Origin of the sequence: Pseudomonas aeruginosa, assembly GCF_001457615.1 — a bacterium.
Classification (GTDB): Bacteria; Pseudomonadota; Gammaproteobacteria; order Pseudomonadales; family Pseudomonadaceae; genus Pseudomonas; species Pseudomonas aeruginosa.
On record NZ_LN831024.1, the window covers coordinates 3,331,029 to 3,353,089 of the forward strand.

A 22,061-nucleotide genomic window follows, 5' to 3' on the forward strand; every position below is an offset into this window, starting at 1 on the left:
CGTGCACCGTCCCAGGCGGCGGTACGCGTTCTAGAGCTCGCCGAGCAAGGCGCTCAGGGCCGCGCGCAACTTGCCGGGCTTCAGCGGCTTGTTGAGCAGCGGCACGCCCAGGCGGGCCAGCGCGCGGCGGCAATCGTCGCTGCGGTCGGCGGTGATCATCACCGCGGCGATCTCCGCGCCGTAGTCCTCGCGCAAGGCGCCCAGCAACTGGCAACCGGTAGCGCCGTGGTCCAGGTGGTAGTCGACCAGGATCGCATCCGGCGCGCGGCCATCGAGCGCCTTGCGCGCGCCTTCCAGGTCGGTGGCGGTAAGCACCTCGCAGCCCCACTGGCAGAGCAGCGCGGACATGCTGAAGAGAATCTCGGTCTCGTTGTCCACCACCAGCAGCAGCCGTCCCGGCAGCGGATCACCAGCCGAAACCCGCGCAATCGCCTCGCCGGGTGCTGGCCGCGCCGGCTTGCGGACCAGCGGCACCTCGATGGCGAACAGCGAGCCTCGGCCTGGAGTCGAATGCACCTCGATGCGGTAGCCGAGGATGCCGGCGATACGGTCGACGATGGCCAGCCCGAGTCCGACGCCACGGCGCTCGGAAGCGCGCCCGGCGTCCAGTTGGTTGAACTCGAGGAAGATCGCCTGCAACTGGTCGGCGGGGATGCCCCGGCCAGTGTCCCACACCTCCAGGCGTACCTTGCCGCCACGCCGGCGCGCCCCCAGCAGCACGCTGCCGCGCTCGGTGTAGCGGCAGGCGTTGCTGAGCAAGTTGCGCAGGATCCGCGACAGCAGGCGCGCGTCGGTGCGCACTGCCAGTCGCGGGATCCGCGCACGCAGGGCCAGGCCGGCGGCACGCGCGACTTCCTCGAACTCCGAGGCCAGCGGAGCGAGCAGTTCGTCGAGGGAATAGTCGCCCAGGTCCGGACGGATCGCGCTCTGGTCGAGCCGGGCGATTTCCAGCAGGTCGGTGAGCAAGGTCTCGGCACCTTCCAGGGCCAGGTGGGTGCGCTCCACCAGTTGCAGTTCGGCGGCCGGCAGGCCCCGTTCGCGCAGGGTGTCGACCAGCAGCCGCGCCGCGTTGAGCGGTTGCAGCAGGTCGTGGCTGGCGGCGGCGAGGTACTTGTCCTTGCTGTGGTTGGCGGCTTCGGCGGCGTCGCGCGCCTGGCGCAACTGGCGGTTGAGCTCTTCCAGCTCGTGGGTGCGCTCGGCTACCCGCCGCTCCAGCTCCTCGTTCATGGTCTGCAGGCGCTGCTGGGCCTGGACCCGCTCGGTGATATCGGCGACGAAACCTTCGACCAATTCTTCCTCGTCGTGCCTGAGCAGCAGGTTCATCAATACCTCGATGTGACTGCCGTCCCTGCGCCAGAGGCGCGTCTCGTAGCCGAACAGGCCGCCGCGCTCGCGCAGCAGCGCGCGGATCCGTCGCATCTCGGCCTCGCCGCCGACGAACAGTTGCCCGGCCATGTCCTCCAGCGACCAGAGCACCTGTTGCGGATCGTCGTAGCCGAGCATCTGCGCCAGCGCCGGATTGGCGGCGCGCAGCCCCTGGCCGAGGCTGGCCTGGAAGATGCCGTGCACCGCGTGCTCGAACAGCCATTTGTAGCGGTTGCGCTCGGCCTCCAGCTCCTCCAGGCGCGCCAGCAGCTCCGGGTAGTGGCTCTTGCGCGCGGAGTGGCTGCCCAGGCCGAGTAACCCGGCCAGGGCCTCCTGCTGCTCAGAGGGCCTCGCCATAGACCACCTCGACATCGCGCTGGCTCGACTCGCGCGGGTTGGTAAGGATGCACGGGTCCTGCATCGCGTGGCGCGAGAGGAAAGGAATGTCGGAGCTGCCGACCCCGTGCAGGGCGAGGCTCTCGTGGAAACCCACGGCGTGCTTGAAGGCGATCAGGTGGTCCACCAGGCGCTGGCGGACCTGCCCCTGGGTCAGACCGCGGCAATCGATGCCGAAGGTCTCGGCGATCACCTTGAAGCGTTCCGGCGCGGCGCTGTAGTTGAACGCCACCACGTGTTCGACCAGCGCCGCGTTGCACAGGCCGTGGGGCAGGTCGAGATAGCCGCCGAGGCTGTGCGACATGGCATGCACCGCGCCGAGGATGGCGTTGGAGAAGGCCAGCCCGGCCTGCATGCTCCCGAGCATGATCTTCTCGCGCAGGGCGATGTCGCCGGGGTTGGCGATCATCTGTACCAGATTGCCATCGATCAGGCGCATCGCTTCCAGCGCGTGGGGATCGGTCAGCGGCCCGTGGCCGGTGGAGACGAACGCCTCGATGGCGTGTACCAGTGCATCGATGCCGGTACAGGCCGAAAGGAAGGGATCCATGGTCAACGTGGTTTCCGGGTCGATCAGCGAGACGTCAGGCACAACCGCCTTGCTCACCACGGAGAACTTCATGCGCTCGTCCTGGTTGGAAATGATCACGAACTGCGAGACGTCCGCCGAAGTCCCGGCGGTGGTCGGGATCAGGATCAGCGGCGGACTCGGCACCCGCAGCCGGTCGACGCCTTCGAACTCGAGGATGCTGCGGCCATGGGCGGCGACGATGCCGATGCCCTTGGCGCAATCCATCGGGCTGCCGCCGCCCACCGCGACGATCACGTTGCAGCCCTCGCTGCGATAGAACTCGGCGCCGAGCATCACCTCGTCGACCCGGGGGTTGGGCGAAACGCCGGTATACAGGCAGTAGTCGATGCCCTGCCCCTCCAGGCTTGCCTGGATGTCGGCGACCCAGCCGGCGGCGAGCACGCCGGGGTCGGAGACCAGCAGGACCTTGCGCGCACCGAAGGTCTTCACGTAGTTGGCGACGCTGTGCCGGCAGCCGGCGCCGAAGATGATCTCGGGCGAGACGAATTTACGCAGTTGGCTGAGGTCGTGGCTCATCTGACAGACCATTCTTATTGTTATCGGACATTGCCGGCAGCCTACTGCATTCGTCGGTTATTGCAATGCGACCTTGGCGGCCCTTTCAATCCTCCAGCAGGCCCAGGTAGAAGCGCCATTCCGCCAGCAGCGCATGGGCGCGATTGGCCGGCTGGCGGAAACCGTGGCGCTCCTGCGGATAGCGGTGGCACTCCACGCGCACGCCGCTGCGCCGCAGGCCGGCGACCATCGCCTCGGTCTGCTCCGGCACCACCACCGCGTCGAGCCCGCCCTGGAAGAACACTACCGGCGCGCGGATACGCCCGACCTGAAGCACCGGGCTGCGCACCAGGTAGCGACGGCGCTGGCGCAGCGGGTCGCCAATCAGCCAGTCGAGGTAGTCACCCTCGAACTTGTGGGTGCAACGCGCCAGTGCCAACGGATCGCTGACCCCATAGAGACTGGCGCCGCCGCGCAGGCCATCGAGGCAAGCCAGGGCGCGCAACGCGCTGTAGCCTCCGGCGCTGGCGCCACGGACGAAGACCCGGGCGCGGTCGATCCGTCCCTCCGCGTCCAGCTGCGCCAGCGCGGCCTCGATATCGCGCAACTCCAGGCGCCCCCACTGGCCGCGCAAGCGCTGCCGATAGGCGCGGCCGTAGCCGCTGCTGCCCCGGTAGTTCAGCGCGGCCACGGCGAAACCGCGCTGGGTCCAGAACTGCAGGCCGGCATCGAACGCCGGCGAATGCATCGAGGTCGGTCCGCCATGCAGCCACACCAGCAGCGGCGGTGGTCGTCGGGGATCGACGCGGCGGCGGGCATTGCGCGGCGGATAGAAGAAACCGTGGCCGTTTTCGCCGTTGCCCAGCCCATAGACGAAGGCCTGCGGATGCGACAGGTCGTCCTCCGCCAGCGGTCGCTCGCCGCCACGCAGCACCTCGACACGCAGCTCGTCGCGATGGATCGCCAGCAGCGCCGGCAGGCGCCCGGCCGCCGCCGCGATGCAGTAGAACGCCCGGGCATCCGCGGCCAGTCCGGCGAACCGGTTCCAGTCCGCGGCCAGGCGCCGCTCGCTGCCGTCCGCTTCGCGCAGGAACAGTTGCCCGCCGCCGGCCTCGACGCGACTGAGCAGCAGCCTTCCCTCTCCCAGCGGCAGGTAGCTGCAAGCGCCCAATTGCCAGGGCGCGCCAGCGTGGTCGGCATCGGCGAAGCGGCCGGCCAACGCTACCTCGGCGCAGGGACGCCACCAGCCGTCGCGGTCGCTCAGCCAGTGAAGGCGGCCGGCGGGATCGAAGCGTGGTTGCTGGATCGACTCGCCGCCTCCGGCTCCGGCCAGGCAGCGCGTACGCCCATTCTCCGCCAGGCCCAGGCGGGTCTCGGTCCAGGGCTGGTGCGGACGGTCCCATTCGATCCAGGCCAGCCGCCGCCCCTGGCCGGCGGCACGCGGCGCGGCGTAGAAATCGGCACCCTCGACCAGCACCCGGCGCGCGCCATCGGCGTCCAGGCGCACGATGCGATGCACGACCCCGGTCGGCCCATGGCTCTCTTCCACCGCCAGCAGGGCATCCCAGGCATCGACGTAGGCCAGGTCGCCGTAGCGACACTGCGCCCCGCCGCCCAGCACTTGGGCTGCGCGGCCCGCTCGCCAGCGGCGTACCTGCTGGTCGGTTTCGTCGACCCAGGCCAGCCCGTCGAGCGTCACGCAGCAGGCGCCGCCGCCGTACTCGTAGACCCGGCTGCGCACCGAGCCGTCCGGCGCGGTGGGCTCCTCCAGCACGCCGTCGCGCCACAGGTACAGGCGCGAGCGCGCGCTGGCCGGATCGAATTCCACCCAGGCCAGCCCGCCATGGGCCGCCTTCAGCTCGCTGAAATCGCGCCCGGCGGCCACCGCGCGCTCGGCGCTCCAGTCGCTCGGCCAGTCGCCGTAGTCGACCATTGCCTCAGGCCTTGCAGATCAGGCGTGACGCGCGCTGGTTGCGCCAGGTCAGCGCGTCCAGGCCAAGCGGCGCCTCCTCGGCCTGGCGACGGGCCGCGAGGATCAGGTCGTGCCGTGCCGACTTGGCGCAGACCGGGTCGGTGGCGTCGGCATCGCCGGTGAGGAGGAACGCCTGGCAGCGGCAGCCGCCGTGGTCCCTCTCCTTCTCCTCGCAGGAACGGCAGGGTTCGGGCATCCAGGCGTCGCCGCGGTAACGGTTGAAGCCGAACGATTCGTACCAGATGTGGCGCAGGCTGTGCTCGCGCACGTTGGGAAACTGCACCGGCAATTGCCGCGCGCTGTGACACGGCAGCGCGGTGCCGTCGGGGGTGATGTCGAGGAATACGCTGGCCCAGCCGCCCATGCAGGCCTTCGGCCGTTCCTCGTAGTAGTCGGGGGTGACGAAGATCAGCTTGCACGGATTGCCTTCGGCGGCCAGCCGCTGGCGGTATTCGGCGGTGATCCGCTCGGCGCGCTCCAGTTGGGCGCGGGTCGGCAGCAGCCCGGCACGGTTCAGCGCGGCCCAGCCGTAGAACTGGCAAGTGGCGAGTTCGACGTAATCGGCTTCCAGCTCGATGCACAGCTGGATGATCCGCTCGATGTTGTCGATGTTGTGCCGGTGGGTGACGAAGTTGAGCACCATCGGATAGCCGTGCGCCTTCACCGCGCGGGCCATCGCCAGTTTCTGGGCGAAGGCCTTGCGTGAGCCGGCGAGCAGGTTGTTCACTTCTTCGTCGGCGGCCTGGAAGCTGATCTGCACGTGGTCCAGCCCGGCCTCGGCGAAGCGCGCCAGGCGTGCCTCGTCGAGGCCGATGCCGGAGGTGATCAGGTTGGTGTAGAAGCCCAGGCCGCGCCCTGCCTCGATCAGTTCGGCGAGGTCCTGGCGCAGCAGCGGCTCGCCGCCGGAGAAACCGAGCTGTGCGGCGCCCAGCTCGCGGGCCTGGCGGAACACCTCGATCCATTCCGCGGTACTCAGCTCGGCGCCCTCGCGGGCGAATTCCAGCGGGTTCGAGCAGTACGGGCACTGCAACGGACAGCGATAGGTCAGCTCGGCCAGCAGCCAGAGCGGCGGCCCCACGCTTTCACTGCAGCTCGATCCAGAATTGCGCATGGGCCACCTCGAGGAACGCCAGGATGTCTTCGTCTATGCCGGGGACTTCGGGGAAACGCTCGCGCAGCGCCGCGACGATGGCCGCCACGTCGCGGCGGCCATCGACCAGCTTGAGGATTTCCCCGGCGCTGTCGTTGAGCTTGACCATGCCTTCGGGGTAGAGCAGCACATGGCAGTCCTGGGCCGGTTCGAACTGGAAGCGGAAGCCCCGGCGCAGCATCGGCACGCTGTCGAGCGACGGCAGGCTCATGATGCCAGCCCCCGATGCCAGACCCGCTCGCGGGTCACCGTGTGGTACGGCGGGCGTTCGAGTTCGTAGGCCATGCTCATCGCGTCGAGCATGCTCCACAACACGTCCAGCTTGAATTGCAGGATATCCAGCATGCGTTCCTGTGCCTCGCGGGTCCGATAGTGCTCCAGGGTGATCCGCAGGCCGTGCTCGACGTCGCGCCGGGCCTGGGCCAGGCGACTGCGGAAATACTCGTAGCCGGCCGCCTCGATCCACGGATAGTGGCGCGGCCAGCTGTCCAGCCGCGACTGGTGGATCTGCGGGGCGAAGAGTTCGGTCAGCGAACTGCTCGCCGCCTCCTGCCAACTGGCGCGACGGGCGAAGTTGACGTAGGCGTCGACGGCGAAGCGCACGCCGGGCAGCACCCGCTCTTCGGAGAGCACCTGCTCGCGCTCCAGGCCCACCGCTTCCGCCAGGCGCAGCCAGGCCTCGATGCCGCCCGCCTCGCCGGGGGCGCCGTCGTGGTCGAGGATGCGCTGGATCCACTCGCGGCGGACCTCGCGGTCGGGACAGTTGGCCAGGATCGCCGCGTCCTTCAGCGGGATGTTGACCTGGTAGTAGAAACGGTTCGCCACCCAGCCCTGGATCTGTTCGCGACTGGCACGGCCCTCGTACATCGCGACATGGAACGGATGGTGGATATGGTAGTAGCGTCCCTTGTCGCGCAGCGCCCGTTCGAATTCGGCGCGATCCATGGCGGCACGGCTCATGTTGGCCCCCTACAGCTGGATGTGCATGCCATCCCAGGCCACTTCGATGCCACTGGCATCCAGTTCGGCGCGTTCGGCCGAAGCGGTGTCGAGGATGGGATTGGTGTTGTTGATGTGGATGAGCACCTTGCGCGCGGCCGGCACCTTCGCCAGCACCTCGAGCATGCCGCCCGGCCCGCTCTGCGCCAGGTGCCCCATCTGCCGGCCGAGCTTGTCGCCGACCTCGCAGACCAGCATCTCGTCATCGCGCCAGAGCGTACCGTCCACCAGCAGGCAGTCGGCGCGGCGCATCCATTCGAGCAGCGCCTCGTCCACCTCGCCGAGGCCCGGCGCATAGAACAGCGTACCGGCGCTATCGAGGTCCTCGACGAACAGGCCGATGTTGTCGCCCGGATGGGGGTCGCCGCGATGCGGGGAATACGGCGGCGCGCTGCTGCGCAGAGGGATCGCGGTGAAGCGCAGGCGCGGACAGGCCGGAATGGCGAAAGGCTCGCCATCGAGGGCGATCGGCCGATGGCGCAGGCCGCCGTTCCAGTGGGAAAGCATAGGGAACAGCGGGAAGCCTTCGCTGAGGTCCTGGTGGACCATCTGCGTGCACCAGACTTCGTGCGGGCAGCCTTCGCGCAGGCTGAGCAGGCCGGTGGTGTGGTCGATCTGGCTGTCGAGCAGGACGATCGCGCCGATCGCCGTATCGCGCGGCCGACGCGCCGGCTGGAGGGCCGGGAAGGCGGCGATCTGGGCACGGATGTCGGGCGAGGCGTTGCAGAGGATCCAGCGCTCGCCGTCGTCGGACAGGGCGATGGAGGATTGCGTGCGTGGCTGGGCCGCTACGCTGCCGTCGCGGACCCCGCGACAGTTGCGGCAGTTGCAGTTCCACTGGGGGAAGCCGCCGCCGGCGGCCGAACCGAGAATACGGATGTGCATGGGTCTGCCCCGCGGGCTGGAGGGAGGCCCCGGAAGACCGGGGCCGAACGGATCAGCGGTTGGCGAAGTAGAGGGTCACTTCGAAACCGAGACGCAGGTCGGTGAAGCTGGGCTTGGTCCACATGGGGTCGATCCTCTCTGGTGGGGCCGGGCGATTCCGGCAGGTCGAGTTAAACATCAGCGGGGCTCGCTCCGAATGAGACTTTCGAAGGAGTTTTCCCCCTGATTTGGTAGGGACTGCCTGTCCCGCCCAAGGTTCGCCGGGAGAACGCCGTTGCGCCCCCCTGGTTCGCCCTGGTGCAGGGCAGAAGCCTAGTCCATGCAGGGGCGGCGGCGAGGCGGAAAAAAAGACGCGGCCAGGGCCGCGTCGCGCCAGAACCCGCCATGGGGAAAGCCGCGTCGGGACGCGGGACGAGCGCACCCGCAGGTGCCTTGGCGGAAAGGCCGCGGGTCGGAGCGATCCGCGGCGGCTGAGGACCGCTCAGAAGAAGCCCAGCGGGTTGATGTCGTAGCTCACCAGCAGGTTCTTGGTCTGCTGGTAGTGGTCGAGCATCATCTTGTGCGTCTCGCGACCGACGCCGGACTTCTTGTAGCCGCCGAACGCGGCGTGGGCCGGGTACAGGTGGTAGCAGTTGGTCCACACGCGACCGGCCTTGATCCCGCGGCCCATGCGGTAGGCGCGGTTGATGTCGCGGGTCCAGAGGCCGGCGCCGAGGCCGTACTCGGTGTCGTTGGCGATGGCCAGGGCCTCGGCTTCGTCCTTGAAGGTGGTGACGCCGACCACCGGGCCGAATATTTCCTCCTGGAACACGCGCATGCCGTTGTGCCCCTTGAGCAGGGTCGGCTGGATGTAGTAGCCGCTGGCCAGGTTGCCTTCGAGCTTCTCGACGCTGCCGCCGGCGAGCAGCTCGGCGCCTTCCTGCTGGGCGATGTCGAGGTAGGAGAGGATCTTCTCGTACTGCTGCTGGGAAGCCTGGGCGCCGACCATGGTCTCGGTGTCCAGCGGGTCGCCGCGCTTGATCGCCCTGACCTTTTTCAGCACCTCTTCCATGAACGCCGGGTAGATCGACTCCTGGACCAGTGCGCGGGACGGGCAGGTGCACACCTCGCCCTGGTTGAAGAAGGCCAGCACCAGGCCCTCGGCGGCCTTCTCGATGAACGCCGGCTCGGCCTGCATGATGTCTTCGAAATAGATGTTCGGGCTCTTGCCGCCCAGCTCGACGGTGGAGGGAATGATGTTCTCCGCCGCGCACTTGAGGATGTGCGAGCCGACCGGGGTGGAACCGGTGAAGGCGATCTTGGCGATGCGCTTGCTGGTGGCCAGGGCCTCGCCGGCCTCCCTGCCGAAGCCCTGGACGACGTTGAGCACGCCCGGCGGCAGCAGGTCGCCGATGAGTTCCAGCAGCACGCAGATGCCCAGCGGGGTCTGCTCGGCCGGCTTGAGCACCACGCAGTTGCCGGCGGCCAGCGCCGGGGCCAGCTTCCAGGCGGCCATCAGCAGCGGGAAGTTCCACGGGATGATCTGCCCGACCACGCCCAGCGGCTCATGGATGTGGTAGGCCACGGTGCTGTCGTTGATCTCGGCAGCGGAGCCTTCCTGGGCGCGGATGCAGCCGGCGAAGTAGCGGAAGTGGTCGGCGGCCAGGGGGATGTCGGCGTTGAGGGTCTCGCGCACGGCCTTGCCGTTGTCCCAGGTCTCGGTGACGGCGAGCAGTTCCAGGTTCTGCTCGATGCGGTCGGCGATCTTCAGCAGGATGTTCGAGCGCTCCTGCACCGAGGTGCGGCCCCAGGCGTCGGCGGCGGCGTGGGCGGCGTCGAGGGCCTTGTCGATGTCCTCGGCGGTGGAACGGGGGAACTCGGCGATCGGCTGGCCGTTCACCGGCGAGGTGTTGGTGAAGTACTGGCCCTTGACCGGAGGCACGAACTCGCCGCCGATGTAGTTGCCGTAGCGAGGCTTGAAGGTGACGACGGCACCGGGGGTTCCGGGCGCTGCGTAGATCATGGCGAAGCTCTCCTGTGTGGTCGTTCCGCCGTGGCGCGGCGGACTCGTGCAAGGGCGCCGCGGTCGGCGGCGAAGGGTCGGGCGCGTCACTCGTCGACGTGCACGCTTTCCAGATAGCTGCGGATCGCCCAGAGGCCTTCCTGGCTGATGAAGTCGGCCATCTTCGGCATGTACACCGCGCCATCGCGCACCGCGCCGTTGATGACCCGCTCCTTGAACCATTCGTCGCCCTCGGCGCCGGTCTCCAGCAGGCGCAGGTCCGGGGCGATGCCGCCGGACTTGGCTTCCAGGCCGTGGCAGCGCGCGCAGTTCTGGTTGTAGGCGGAGGCGCCGATCTCGACGGCGAGGTCGTGCTTGGCGTAGGGCTTGCGGTAGGGGTTGGTGTCGCGCCATTCCTTGCCCAGCGGCTCGAGTCCCTTGGTGTCCACTGCCTGGGGGGTCACATCGCCGTGGGCCAGCGCCAGGCTCGAGAGGCTGAGACCGGCCAGCACCAGCAGGCCGCGCAAGGCGTTGTTCTTGTTCATCACTTCATTCCTCCGGGGAGACAGGACAAGGCACGGGCGCCAAACGGCGCTCATCGCCATCCTAGGAAGCTCCGCCGCGCGCCCGAATCCTGCTTTGGGCGTCCTCGCCTACTCCCTTCGGAGTAGAGCCTCGGAAGGCCTTACGCGGGGCTTTGGCAGCAAGTCCAAGTCATGCCCCGTCCGGGAAGTCTTCCCGGACGAATCGGGCGATCTTCCGTTCCCGTCGGCGCGCCCCGCTTCCACCATGAAGCCGCCGCGGCCCGAGCAGCGGCCTGCCGTTTCTCGACCCTCACTCCAAACGGGAACCCGATCATGACAACAAGAACCTCACCCGCCCCTGCCGGCCTCCTGCGCCCGAGCCTGCACTGCCTCGCCTTCGCCGTCGCCCTGGGCAGCGCTGGCGCCGCGCTGGCCAAGGATGTGACCTGGGAGGACATCGCCAACGACGACAAGACCACCGGCGACGTGCTGCAGTACGGCATGGGCACCCACGCCCAGCGCTGGAGCCCGCTCAAGCAGGTCAACGCCGACAACGTGTTCAAGCTGACCCCGGCCTGGTCGTACTCCTTCGGCGACGAGAAACAGCGCGGCCAGGAGTCCCAGGCCATCGTCAGCGACGGCGTGATCTACGTGACCGCCTCCTACTCGCGGCTGTTCGCCCTCGACGCGAAGACCGGCAAGCGCCTGTGGACCTACAACCACCGCCTGCCCGACGACATCCGCCCGTGCTGCGACGTGGTCAACCGCGGCGCCGCGATCTATGGCGACAAGGTGTTCTTCGGCACCCTCGACGCCTCGGTGGTGGCGCTGAACAAGAACACCGGCAAGGTGGTGTGGAAGAAGAAGTTCGCCGACCACGGCGCCGGCTACACCATGACTGGCGCGCCGACCATCGTGAAGGACGGCAAGACCGGCAAGGTCCTGCTGATCCACGGCAGTTCGGGCGACGAGTTCGGCGTGGTCGGCCGCCTGTTCGCCCGCGATCCGGATACCGGCGAGGAAATCTGGATGCGTCCCTTCGTCGAAGGCCACATGGGCCGCCTGAACGGCAAGGACAGCACGGTGACCGGCGACGTCAAGGCGCCCTCCTGGCCGGACGATCGCAACTCGCCGACCGGCAAGGTCGAATCGTGGAGCCACGGCGGCGGCGCTCCCTGGCAGAGCGCCAGCTTCGACGCCGAGACCAACACCATCATCGTCGGCGCCGGCAACCCCGGCCCGTGGAACACCTGGGCGCGCACCGCCAAGGGCGGCAACCCGCACGACTACGACAGCCTCTACACCTCCGGCCAGGTCGGGGTGGACCCGAGCAGCGGCGAGGTGAAGTGGTTCTACCAGCACACCCCCAACGACGCCTGGGACTTCTCCGGCAACAACGAACTGGTGCTATTCGACTACAAGGCCAAGGACGGCAAGATCGTCAAGGCCACCGCCCACGCCGACCGCAACGGCTTCTTCTATGTGGTCGACCGCAGCAACGGCAAGTTGCAGAACGCCTTCCCCTTCGTCGACAACATCACCTGGGCCAGCCACATCGACCTGAAGACCGGCCGCCCGGTGGAGCGCGAGGGCCAGCGCCCGCCGCTGCCGGAACCGGGGCAGAAGCATGGCAAGGCGGTGGAAGTATCGCCGCCGTTCCTCGGCGGCAAGAACTGGAACCCGATGGCCTACAGCCAGGACACCGGCCTGTTCTACGTGCCGGCCAACCACTGGAAGGAAGACTACTGGACCGAGGAGGTCAGCTATACGAAGGGCAGCGCCTACCTTGGCATGGGCTTCCGGATCAAGCGCATGTACGACGACCACGTCGGCAGCCTGCGCGCCATGGACCCGGTCAGCGGCAAGGTGGTCTGGGAACACAAGGAACACCTGCCGCTCTGGGCCGGGGTGCTGGCCACCGCCGGCAACCTGGTGTTCACCGGCACCGGCGACGGCTACTTCAAGGCCTTCGACGCGAAGAGCGGCAAGGAGCTGTGGAAATTCCAGACCGGCAGCGGCATCGTCTCGCCACCGATCACCTGGGAACAGGACGGCGAGCAGTACCTCGGCGTGACCGTCGGCTACGGCGGCGCCGTACCGCTGTGGGGCGGCGACATGGCCGACCTGACCCGGCCGGTGGCCCAGGGCGGTTCCTTCTGGGTATTCAAGCTGCCCAGCTGGGACAACCGCACCGCCAGCCGCTGATCCCCGCGCCGCGCCCTGCGAGGCGCGGCTTTCCCCGCCTGCGGAGTATCCCGATGAAGACCTTCCTCCTCTGCGCCGCCCTGCTCGGCGCCGGCCTGGCCCAGGCCGCCGACGACATCGACGACGTCCGCGTCATCGCCGGCTGCCGCCTGGAGCCCGGCGCGCGCTGCGCCAAGGCCGACTTGCGCGGCGCCGACCTGCGCAACCTCGACCTCGGCCGCATCGACCTGGCCGGCGCCGATCTCTCCGGCGCCGACCTGCGTCACGCCAGGCTCGACCTGGCCAACCTGGAAAAAGCCAACCTGCGTGGTGCCGACCTCACCCGCGCCAGCCTGCAGCAAGCCAACCTGCGCGGCGCCGACCTCTCCGGCGCCAGGGCGGTGGCGATCCAGGCCTGGGGCCTGTTCGCCCAGGGCGCCCAGTGGCAAGGCGCCGACCTCACCGCCGCCTACCTGGAGTTCGCCCGTCTCAGCGGCGGCCGCCTGCACCAGGCCACGTTGCGCGCCGCCGACCTGGAGATGACCTGGCTGTCCCGCGCCGATCTCAAGGGCGCCGACCTGCGCGACGCCAACCTGCAGGAAGTCAAGCTGGCCGAGGCCAACCTGGAAGATGCCGACCTGCGCGGCAGCAAGGTGCGCTTCGGCAACTTCCAGGGCAGCAACATGCAGGGTTGCAAGGATTGCCCCGCGGGCTGGCAGTGAAGCGCCGGACAGCAGCGACGGCCCCCCTAGCCGAGGCTGCCGCGAGCCTCCTCGGCGAGCGGCAGCGGCAGGCCCAGCCGCAGCACGCCGCTGTCGATGGCCCGGTGCACCAGTTCCGCCTGGGTACTCACCTGCAACTTCTGCTTGAGCAGGCTGACATGGTTGGACACGGTCTTGGCGCTTACCCCCAGGTGCTCGGCCACCTCGCGCAGGGCCAGGCCACGCGCGAGCAGGCGGAAGATCTCGAACTCGCGACGGGTCAGCCCGCGCAACGCTGCCCCGCCCTGCTCTTCCCACGACTGGCAGGCCAGGCGCGTGGCCAGGGGCTGCTCCAGATAGAGCTGGCCGGCGAGCACTCGCCGTATCGCCTCCAGCAGCACCGTCGGCGCCGCTCGCTTGGTCACGTAGCCGCGGGCACCGGCATCCAGCGCCTGGCGCACCAGGGCCAGTTCGTCGTGGAGGCTGAAGAACAGCACACGCAACTGCGGCAGGCGCTGGCGCAGCCGGCGAGTCAGTTCCAGGCCGCTGATGCCCGGCAGGCCGAGATCGACGATGACCAGCGAAGGAATTTCCCGCTGCACCGCCTGCAAGGCTTCTTCGCCGTCGCCGGCCTCGTTCACCTCCACGTCGGGGAGCAGCCCGCGCAACAGCGCGGCCAGCCCTTCGCGGACCACGAAATGATCGTCCACCAGCAGGATCTTCATCGTCCTCTCCTCTCAGTCGTCGCGTTCCAGCGGCATCCGCAGGCGCAACGCCAGGCCCTGTCCGGGACGGCTGCGCAGGCTCAGTTCAGCGCCCAGGCAGCGCGCGCGCTGGCGCATCGAGTCCAGGCCGAAGCCGGGTGCCGGGTCCGCCGCGCAGCCGCGACCGTCGTCGCGTACGCTCAGGTAGAGAAAGCCGCCACGGCATTGCAGGCGGATCCGCACGCGGCTGGCGCCGGCATGCCGGGCGACGTTGTTCAGCGCCTCCTGCAACAGGCGGTAGAGATGGGTCCCGGCCGCCGCATCCAGGGGCGGCAGCGGACCGCCCAGGCGCAGCTCGCAGGCGATGCCCTGACCTTCCTGCCAGTCCGCCACGCAGGCGCGCAGCGCCTCGTCCAGCGACTGGCGTTGCAGGGCCGGCGGCGGTAGACCGCGCAGCAGCGCGCGGAAGCTGTCGTCCAGCCCCTGGCAGTAGCGCTCCAGGCGTGCCAGCGCCGGCTGCCCGTCGCCTGCCGTGCAGCGCAGCAACAACAGTTGGGTGCGGATGCCCGTCAGGTACTGGCCGATATCGTCATGCACCGCCTGGGCCAGCAAGCGCCGCTCGCGCTCCTGCACGGCGAGCAGCCAGCGGTACTCCGCCGGGCCGGCGGGTCGCAGGTCATCCATGGCGTGGCTCAGGGGGCGATCCGACAGGCCTGTCCGACGGCGCAGGCGGCAGGTCTTTCCTGGCCGAGGTGGCGGGAATAGAGGAAATCGAACCCGAGCAGGCTGAGGATCAGCAGGATGGGCAACACCAGGGTGACGGCGATGCGCATGGCGGCGACTCCTGTCCATTGTCGTTGTCGAGACATGCTAGGACGCGCGGAGCCACGGCGTGCTACTACCTTGGTACTGCCGGGCCGCTACTTTTGCGCGGCCACCCGCCTCCAGCCGCCCTTGCGGGCGCCGCCGATGCAGCAGGAGCGCTGCGCAAGCGCCTGGTCCTGCTACTTTGGTACTGGTTCACCCCTCCGGACGTCGAATTTCCAAAGCAGCGCGCCTGCCCTGTAATGACGCATACAAGAAGAAACGACGAGAAGCCGCCATGCCCCGCCTTGCCTTGCCCCGCGTAGCGCCCGACTACCCTGCGGCGGTCCCGCCGCAGTACCGAGTTTGCCTTCTCCGCCTACCCGGCCGCCGACGCTCCGCGACGCGTCCCCGGCAGCGCGCGGCGGAACGCCCGCCCGCTGGGCTATCGCGCCCACGACTGCTACCGTGAGCGCATTCGCATCCGCCCGCGTGCCCCGAGCCGCCACCAGCCGCCCATAACGACAATAACGAGGTGCAGGCCATGTACAAGATCCTGATCGCCGACGACCACCCGCTGTTCCGCGAGGCCATCCACAATGTCATCGCCGACGGATTCCCCGGCAGCGAAGTGATGGAAACCGCCGACCTCGACAGCGCCCTGGGCCTGACCCAGGAACACGACGACCTCGACCTGATCCTGCTCGACCTGAACATGCCCGGCATGCACGGCCTCAACGGCCTGATGAACCTGCGCAACGAGGCCCCGACCATTCCCGTGGTTATCGTCTCCGCCGAGCAGGACAAGCAGGTGGTGCTACAGGCCATCACCTACGGCGCGGTGGGCTTCATCACCAAGTCCTCGCCACGCGCGCAGATGACCGAAGCCATCGAGCAGATCCTCAACGGCAACGTCTACCTGCCCTCGGACGTGATCCGCACCCAGAAGAGTTCGCCGCGACGCAGCGGCCACGAAGAACACGGCATCTCCCCGGAACTGCTCCAGGCCCTGACCCGCAAGCAGCTGCTGGTGCTGGAGCGGATGACCAAGGGCGAGTCGAACAAGCAGATCGCCTACAACCTGGACATCGCCGAGACCACGGTGAAGGCGCACGTCTCGGCGATCCTGCGCAAGCTCAAGGTACACAACCGGGTCCAGGCGATCCTCAGCGCCGGCGACATCGACTTCGCCGCCTACCTGCGCCGCTGAGACCCGCCGATGCCCGACCGCCGTACCCTGCTGCTCACTGTCCTGGCGATGCTGGCCTTCGCCGGCAATTCGCTGCTCTGCCGCGCGGCGCTGAAGGACACCGCCATCGACGCGGTCAGTTTCACCGCCCTGCGTCTCTTCTCCGGCGCCCTCATGCTCGCCGTCCTGCTGCATCTGCGCCGGCGCCCGGCCACGCCCGCGCGCGGCGGCTGGCGCGGGGCGGCGGCGCTGTTCGTCTACGCGGCCGCGTTCTCCTACGCCTACGTGCAGCTGGACGCCGGCACCGGCGCGCTGCTGCTATTCGGCGCGGTACAGGTCACCCTGCTGCTGGCCGGCCTGCTGCGCGGCGAACGGCTGGGCGGACAGGCGCTGCTCGGTTTCCTGCTGGCCCTGGGCGGCCTGCTGTTCCTGTTGCTCCCCGGAGCCAGCGCGCCGCCGCTGGGCGGTGCCCTGCTGATGCTCCTGTCCGGCCTCGCCTGGGGCCTCTATACCCTGCTCGGCCGCGGCGGCGGCGATCCGCTGGCGGTCAGCGCGGGCAACTTCCTGCGTGCCCTTGCCTTCGCCGCCCTGCTGCTCCTGGCATTCCACGGGCAGTTGCGGCTGGACGGCGCCGGGCTGGCCTATGCCCTGCTTTCCGGCGCCCTCGCCTCCGGCCTCGGCTACGCCGTCTGGTACAGCGCACTGCCGGGGCTGACGGCGATCCAGGGCGCCTCGGTGCAGCTCAGCGTGCCGGTGCTCGCCGCCCTCTGCGGCGCCCTGCTGCTCGGCGAGCCGCTCGCCCGCGATTGCCGCCGGCGACCCTGGCGGTGCTCGGCGGGATCGCCCTGATCCTCGCCCCGCGCCTGGGCCGCGCGGCGCGCGAAGGCGCCTGAATCAGACCGAGGCTTCGCGCTCCAGCAAGTGGCAGAGCGCGGTCTTCAGCTTCATCGGCCGCACCGGCTTGTGCATCAGGGTATGGCCAAGCTCGCGGACCTGCTGCTTGAGCTCGTTGCTGTAGTTGGCGGTGATCATCAGCGCCGGCAGCGGCGAGCCGCGCCGGGCGTTGATCGCGGCGACCGCGTCGACGCCGTTGCGCTGGTCGTCGAGGTGATAGTCGACGATCAGCAGGTCGGCCTCGGCATGGTAGTTGTCGACCTGCCGCGCCAGGTCTTCCTCCGACAGCGCCGTCACTACCCGGCAGCCCCAGGCTTCGAGCAACGTGCGCATGCCTGCGCAGATCGCCGCATCGTTGTCCAGCACCCACACCCGCGAACCACGCAGGCGCTCGCGCAGGTCGTCCGCGCTGGCCAGCGGCTCGGCGCGACTGCGCGGGGCATGGCGGGCCAGCGGTACCTCGATGGCGAAGCATGAGCCCTTGCCCGGCAGCGAGCCGACCCGGACCCGGTGGCCGAGCATGCGGGCGATCTTGTCGACGATCGCCAATCCCAGGCCGAGCCCGCGGTCCTGGTGACAACGCTGTGACTCGCCGCGCTTGAATTCCTGGAAAATCTCGCCGAGCTTGTCGGCGGCGATGCCCACCCCGGTGTCCCAGACCTCGATCGACAGGCGCTGCCGATGCCGGCGGCAACCCAGCAGCACGCGCCCTCGCGGGGTATAGCGGATGGCGTTGGAAAGCAGATTGCGGAGGATTCGCGCGAGCAGTTGCTGGTCGCTGCGGACCAGCGCCCCGCAGGCCACGAAGTCCAGGCGTAGCCCTTCGCTGGCGGCTACCTGGCGGTACTCCGCGGCCAGGTTGCCGAGCAGTTCGCCAAGCTCGAACGGGGCGATGTCCGGGGTGATCACGCCGGCGTCCAGCTTGGAAATGTCCACCAGGGTGCCGAGCAGGTTCTCCACGTCCTCCAGCGAATGGCTGATGTTGTTCACCAGCGCCTCGTTGTCCCGCGTCGCGCTGCCGCGCTCCTGCAAGGCGCTGGTGAACAGCCGCGCGGCGTTCAGCGGTTGCAGCAGGTCGTGGCTGACCGCCGCGAGGAACTTGGTCTTCGACAGGTTGGCCTGTTCCGCCTCGCGCTTGGCCTCGCGCAGGCGCGCCTCGACCTGGCTGCGCTCGTGGATCTCGCGCTTGAACTGGTCGTTGAGGGTGGTCAGCTCGGCGGTCCGCTCGCGCACCCGCTGTTCGAGGTTCTGGTAGGCCTGGTGCAGCGCCTCGGCGGTCCGCCGGCGCTCGGTGATATCCCGAATCAGCACGAACAGCCCGGCGACCCGGCCGTCGGCCTGGCGGTTCGGCACGTAGGAGCGCTGCATGTAGCGCTCCTCGCCGGACAACGCGGTCTCGGCGATCTCGAAGGTCACGCTTTCGCCGGCCAGAGCCCGCTCGAAGTACGGCTCCAGGCGCCGGCAGTGCTCGGCGCCATGCACGTCGCGCAGGCAGCGGCCGAGCATCGAGCCGCTGGGCCAGCGGTACCACTCCTCGTAGACCTTGTTGGTGAATTCGTAGACCAGTTCGTCGCTGAGATAGGCGATCAGCGCCGGCACCTGGTCGGTGATCAGGCGGATCCAGCGCTCGCTGGCACGCAACGCCTCGGCGTGGCGATAGCGTTCGGTGATGTCGGTGAAGGTGTTGACGAAGCCGCCGGTGGGCAGTGCATGGGTACGGATCTCCAGCACCCGGCCATCGAACAGGCGCTGCTCGCGGGCGCTCAGCGGACTCCCCTGGGAGTCCTGGCTACGCGGCGTGAGCAACGGCAATTCGCTCTCCGCCATGACTTCGGCGAAGGCCCGGTGCCCGGCGATCGGGGCCAGCCCGCAGAGCTCCAGGAAGCGCCGGTTCCACAACTCCAGCACGCCGTCGGCACCGACCATCGCCACGCCCTGGGAGAGATTGTCCACCGCCCGCTGCAACAGGTGCGACTTCTGCGCCAGGGCCTGCTCGCGGCGCGCGGTCTCGCTGAGCTTGATCTCGGTGACGTCGCTGTAGAGCACCGCCAGCCCGCCGTCGCGGGTCGGTCGCTCGCTCATCCGCAGCCAGCGCTCGTCGCGCAGGCGGTACAGGGTCTGCTGGTCGCCGCCGCGCTGCTCCTCGACGATCAGCCCGCCGCTACGCGCCAGCCGGTGCAGTTCGGCGCGACGCATGCCAGGACCGATCCGCGCCCGGCTGTCGATCCACAGCGCGCGGAAGCGCTCGTTGAACAACACGATGCGTTGCTGCGGATCGAACAGGACGAAGGCGTCGGAGATGCTTTCGATGGCGTCGAGCAGATGCTGGTGGGCGGTCTCGGCACGCAGGCGAGCGTCGCTGAGCAACTGGTTGCTGGCCTTCAGTTCGAGCATCGTCTGGCTCAGCGCGTCGGTGCGCTCGCGGACCTGCTCGGCCAACACCACGGAATACTGGAAGGCACCGTAGGCCTCGTCGCTCTGCGCAGCGCTCGACTCGATGCGTCCGATCAGCGCCTGGTTGATCCGCTGCAACTTGTGCCGCTCTTCTTCGAGGGCGACGACCCGCGCCTGCAGCTCAGCGACGGACACCTCCGCGGGGTCGGCCAATGGCGACCCCGGTGAAGGTCTGGTTGATATGCATGCCATTGAATTGCTCTCCGTAGGTGTTGAAGCCGATCACCTGCTGGCTGCGGAGAAACGCGGCGGTAGCTTGCGTGTCACCGCCGACCTCCAGCTCCAGGCGCCGCAGGAAGCAGTCGCAACCGATGGTCAGCAACGGCGGTCCGAGGCGCTCGTGGAGGCGGCGGAACTGCGCCTCCAGGTTGGGCAACAGCGGGCCGGTGCTCATCGCGGTGAGAACGATGCCGTTCTCCACCGCACAGTAGAAGGTCAGGCTCAGGTCCTCGTTGGCCTGCTGGATCGAGCGCACGTAATAGCGTTCGTCGACCCGCACCGCCAGCGGATGCGCGGAGAACAGGGCGAAATCCAGCGCCTGCGGCGCCACCCCGACCAGCCGGGCGTATTCCAGCGCCGCCGGCTCGGCGTTGAGTTCGTGGACCCGCCGGCTGCCGCTGTCGGCGCGGGTCACCACCAACTTTTCGGCGCGCGGCACCACGTGATGGGTGGTGAAGACCTCGAAGTCCAGCCAGGTGTTGACCAGCACCACCACTGCCGCCCCGGTATGGAACTGGCCCTGGTGGTAGACATGGGTGTGGGTCAGGTGCCGGTCGTCGCCGGCCGAGCCACCGAAATGCGGGATCGCGCCGAGCGCCGCGCCAAGCGCGGCGAGCACCACCTCTTCGCGGCTGGACAGGCCGTCGAGCAAGGTCAGGGCGAAACTGTGGTCCTTGATCGGCGCCAGGCCGCCGCGGCGACAGCCGGCCACCAGGGTCTCGACCATCTGCTGCGCGTCCAGCAGGCTGAAGCGCTCCATTTCGTCGATCAGCGCGCTGCTGATGGCGAAGCTGCGCACGTCGAAGCCCACCGCGCTGACGCAGCCGCGTCCGTAGCCCGCCGGAGTGATCTCGCCGGCTGTGGTGCAGCCGACCAGGTCGATGCCGCCGAAGTAGCGTTCGAGCATCTCGGCAAGGGCCGGCAGGTCGTATTCCGCGGAACAGAAGAACAGCACGAAGCCCAGGTGCGGATGGATAAGCTGGCGCGCCAGGTCCTGGGCCACCACTTCGACGTCGCGCGCGCTGGACATGCCCCTGCAGACCCCTTCCCCCTGCCCTTCGTACATGCCCGCTCCCCCGTCGTTCCGCCTCGCCAGCATTCTACGAAGGGCGCCGCCGCGGCCCCTATCCTACTTGGGTCGCGGCGGGGTCCTTCGAAAGTAGCGGTATCACCAGTTCAGTACGGCGCCGAGGGCCACGGTGTCGGTGTCCTCGTCGAGCGCGGCACCGTCGCGCCCGTCGATCCGGTAGCGGTTCAGCTCGGCGACCAGCTTGAGGTTGTCGTTGATCGTACGGAAATAGGCGATGCCGCGACTCTCGTAGTCGGCCGCGGAACCCAGGCCGTTGCCGTCGTCGACGGTCTTGCCGTAGGACAGCGCCAGGCGGTTCTTGCCCCATGAATACGAGCCCTGCAGCAATGCGCCGCGGCTGTCCACCTCGCGCAGCGCGGCTTCGCCGGCGTTGTTGGTGAAGAAGGGATTGATGCCCTTGGCGGTGAACCCCGAACCGGTCACGGAGAAGCCGCCCATCTTCACCTGCAAGCCATAGCCGACCCCCTTGGAAGTCACGCTGTCGACGCTGTCGCTGGTGTTCTTCGAAGTCTGGTAGCCGCCGTTGATCCAGCTGTAGACCTGCGCCCCGGCCAGGTCGAACTGGTAGCTGACCTCGCTCTCGTAGCGCGGGTTGTCCTGGTAGGCCTTGTCGTCGAGGCCGTCGCTGGCATCTTTGTCGATCTGGTTGGAGTCGATCGGGTCGAGGATGCCCACGGCGATGCGCAGGCCGGGCAGCAGGTTGTTGTTGCGGTAGGTGATCTGCGAGGTGGGGAACGGATACGGATAGCCGGTGCCGATGTTGCCGAAGGAGACGCCCTTGCCGTCCACCAGGCCGAGGGTGTCGCTGGGGTTGCCGAAACCGGCCAGCAGTTCGTCGAGGAAGATGTTCGAGCGCGAGAACAGGCCGAAGTCCTTGCCGATCAGCACCTCGCCCCAGTCGCCGGCGACCGTGCCGTAGAACTGACGGACGTCGATGGCGGTATCGGTGCCGTCGGTCTCGCTGTCGTTGATGGTCACCCAGAAGGAAGCGCGACCACCGAGGCTCATCTCGTCGACCTTCCTGCCGAAGTTGAAGCCGATGTAGTTCGGCAGGAATCCCATCTTCACCCGCGACTGGCGGCGATCGTAGGTCTCGCCCTGGCGGTCGACGTCGCTGTTGACGTAGAAGGCGTTGAAGTAGCCGTCGGTGGAAAAGGTGGTCTCGTCCTTGTCGTACAGCAGGATATCGGCGGCGGCCGGTTGCAGGCCGCCCAGGGCACCCAGCGAGGCCAGGGTCAGCGGCAGGATTCGGCGAACGGCGGTGTTGTTCTTGTTCATGGCGCACTCCGCGAGGTGAAACGACCGGGCCGGTCGTGGCGGAGCCGATTATCGAAACCGGGAAAGCCCTGCCATACGCTTCCTTGGGCCTGCTTCGACGCTTCTTCATGGTGGGCGTGGGTGCCGCTGCGCAAGGCGCGGGCAGCGCTCCTCCGGCGGTAGCGCAACCTTGGTCGCGGCGGGAG

At 68.6% G+C, this 22,061-nt stretch carries 19 protein-coding genes and 1 pseudogene; 4 read left to right on the forward strand and 16 right to left on the reverse strand.

Features of this window, described 5'->3' with window-relative positions; translation table 11 throughout:
- Positions 1–30 precede the first annotated feature (30 nt).
- The 10 genes from AT700_RS15175 to pedF form a co-directional block, all read right to left on the reverse strand.
- Entirely contained in the window at positions 31–1,722 is a 1,692-nt protein-coding gene (locus tag AT700_RS15175; protein ID WP_047689760.1) for a NahK/ErcS family hybrid sensor histidine kinase/response regulator, read from the reverse strand.
- Positions 1,706–2,869, reverse strand: a complete 1,164-nt coding sequence (gene ercA / locus AT700_RS15180) for an alcohol dehydrogenase-like regulatory protein ErcA (protein WP_047689763.1) — start codon at positions 2,867–2,869, stop codon at positions 1,706–1,708. Before ercA ends, AT700_RS15175 begins: the two co-directional genes overlap by 17 nt.
- An 85-nt stretch (positions 2,870–2,954) precedes the next feature.
- The gene (locus tag AT700_RS15185; protein WP_003121719.1) at positions 2,955–4,781 is read right to left on the reverse strand and encodes an alpha/beta hydrolase family protein; all 1,827 of its coding nucleotides are present in this window, start codon (positions 4,779–4,781) and stop codon (positions 2,955–2,957) included.
- Positions 4,782–4,785: 4 nt separating this feature from the next.
- On the reverse strand, positions 4,786–5,931 hold the full coding sequence (pqqE, locus tag AT700_RS15190) for a pyrroloquinoline quinone biosynthesis protein PqqE (protein ID WP_003119136.1): 1,146 nt from the start codon (positions 5,929–5,931) through the stop codon (positions 4,786–4,788).
- Positions 5,903–6,181: a pyrroloquinoline quinone biosynthesis peptide chaperone PqqD gene (gene pqqD, locus AT700_RS15195; RefSeq protein ID WP_003088542.1), complete on the reverse strand. Its 279-nt coding sequence runs from the start codon at positions 6,179–6,181 to the stop codon at positions 5,903–5,905. Before pqqD ends, pqqE begins: the two co-directional genes overlap by 29 nt.
- Entirely contained in the window at positions 6,178–6,930 is a 753-nt protein-coding gene (pqqC, locus tag AT700_RS15200; RefSeq protein WP_003111679.1) for a pyrroloquinoline-quinone synthase PqqC, read from the reverse strand. The genes pqqD and pqqC overlap by 4 nt, the downstream gene beginning before the upstream one ends.
- Before the next feature lie 9 nt (positions 6,931–6,939).
- Positions 6,940–7,854, reverse strand: a complete 915-nt coding sequence (gene pqqB / locus AT700_RS15205; protein WP_003106464.1) for a pyrroloquinoline quinone biosynthesis protein PqqB — start codon at positions 7,852–7,854, stop codon at positions 6,940–6,942.
- A 52-nt stretch (positions 7,855–7,906) separates the two neighbouring features.
- Positions 7,907–7,978 carry a pyrroloquinoline quinone precursor peptide PqqA gene (gene pqqA, locus AT700_RS15210; protein WP_003106462.1) on the reverse strand — a complete coding sequence of 24 codons (72 nt, stop codon included), beginning with the start codon at positions 7,976–7,978 and terminating at the stop codon, positions 7,907–7,909.
- A 357-nt stretch (positions 7,979–8,335) separates the two neighbouring features.
- Complete coding sequence (locus AT700_RS15215; RefSeq protein WP_003117412.1) at positions 8,336–9,856, reverse strand: aldehyde dehydrogenase family protein; 1,521 nt, start codon at positions 9,854–9,856, stop codon at positions 8,336–8,338.
- Positions 9,857–9,942: 86 nt separating this feature from the next.
- Positions 9,943–10,380, reverse strand: coding sequence for a cytochrome c-550 PedF (pedF, locus tag AT700_RS15220; protein ID WP_003107652.1), 438 nt, complete (start codon positions 10,378–10,380; stop codon positions 9,943–9,945).
- A gap of 312 nt (positions 10,381–10,692) precedes the next feature.
- On the opposite strand from pedF, the gene exaA reads away from it, so the two are divergent.
- On the forward strand, positions 10,693–12,564 hold the full coding sequence (exaA, locus tag AT700_RS15225) for a quinoprotein ethanol dehydrogenase (RefSeq protein ID WP_003088524.1): 1,872 nt from the start codon (positions 10,693–10,695) through the stop codon (positions 12,562–12,564).
- Between the two features lie 53 nt (positions 12,565–12,617).
- Complete coding sequence (locus AT700_RS15230) at positions 12,618–13,265, forward strand: pentapeptide repeat-containing protein (protein ID WP_003088520.1); 648 nt, start codon at positions 12,618–12,620, stop codon at positions 13,263–13,265.
- Between the two features lie 26 nt (positions 13,266–13,291).
- Here the strand turns inward: AT700_RS15230 and AT700_RS15235 are convergent, their stop codons facing one another.
- The 3 genes from AT700_RS15235 to AT700_RS30285 are packed head-to-tail and all read right to left on the reverse strand — an operon-like array spanning position 13,292 to position 14,781.
- Positions 13,292–13,969 carry a response regulator transcription factor gene (locus AT700_RS15235; RefSeq protein WP_003124732.1) on the reverse strand — a complete coding sequence of 226 codons (678 nt, stop codon included), beginning with the start codon at positions 13,967–13,969 and terminating at the stop codon, positions 13,292–13,294.
- A 12-nt stretch (positions 13,970–13,981) separates the two neighbouring features.
- Complete coding sequence (locus tag AT700_RS15240) at positions 13,982–14,632, reverse strand: sensor histidine kinase (RefSeq protein WP_003107757.1); 651 nt, start codon at positions 14,630–14,632, stop codon at positions 13,982–13,984.
- A gap of 8 nt (positions 14,633–14,640) precedes the next feature.
- Positions 14,641–14,781, reverse strand: coding sequence for a hypothetical protein (locus AT700_RS30285; protein ID WP_003088510.1), 141 nt, complete (start codon positions 14,779–14,781; stop codon positions 14,641–14,643).
- Positions 14,782–15,296: 515 nt separating this feature from the next.
- On the opposite strand from AT700_RS30285, the gene agmR reads away from it, so the two are divergent.
- Both agmR and AT700_RS15250 read left to right on the forward strand, forming a co-directional pair.
- A complete protein-coding gene (gene agmR / locus AT700_RS15245; RefSeq protein ID WP_003107754.1) occupies positions 15,297–15,962 on the forward strand; it encodes a response regulator AgmR in 666 nt (221 codons plus the stop codon).
- A 9-nt stretch (positions 15,963–15,971) separates the two neighbouring features.
- Positions 15,972–16,834 (forward strand): annotated as a pseudogene (locus tag AT700_RS15250) (DMT family transporter).
- Between the two features lies 1 nt (position 16,835).
- On the opposite strand, the gene nahK reads toward AT700_RS15250, so the two are convergent.
- The 3 genes from nahK to AT700_RS15265 all read right to left on the reverse strand — a co-directional run bounded on the left by nahK (position 16,836) and on the right by AT700_RS15265 (position 21,876).
- On the reverse strand, positions 16,836–19,481 hold the full coding sequence (gene nahK, locus AT700_RS15255; RefSeq protein ID WP_010895594.1) for a hybrid sensor histidine kinase/response regulator NahK/ErcS': 2,646 nt from the start codon (positions 19,479–19,481) through the stop codon (positions 16,836–16,838).
- Positions 19,411–20,574: a nitric oxide-sensing protein NosP gene (gene nosP, locus AT700_RS15260; protein WP_003106998.1), complete on the reverse strand. Its 1,164-nt coding sequence runs from the start codon at positions 20,572–20,574 to the stop codon at positions 19,411–19,413. Before nosP ends, nahK begins: the two co-directional genes overlap by 71 nt.
- Before the next feature lie 102 nt (positions 20,575–20,676).
- Positions 20,677–21,876, reverse strand: a complete 1,200-nt coding sequence (locus AT700_RS15265; protein WP_048521126.1) for a porin — start codon at positions 21,874–21,876, stop codon at positions 20,677–20,679.
- Between the last annotated feature and the right edge of the window lie 185 nt (positions 21,877–22,061).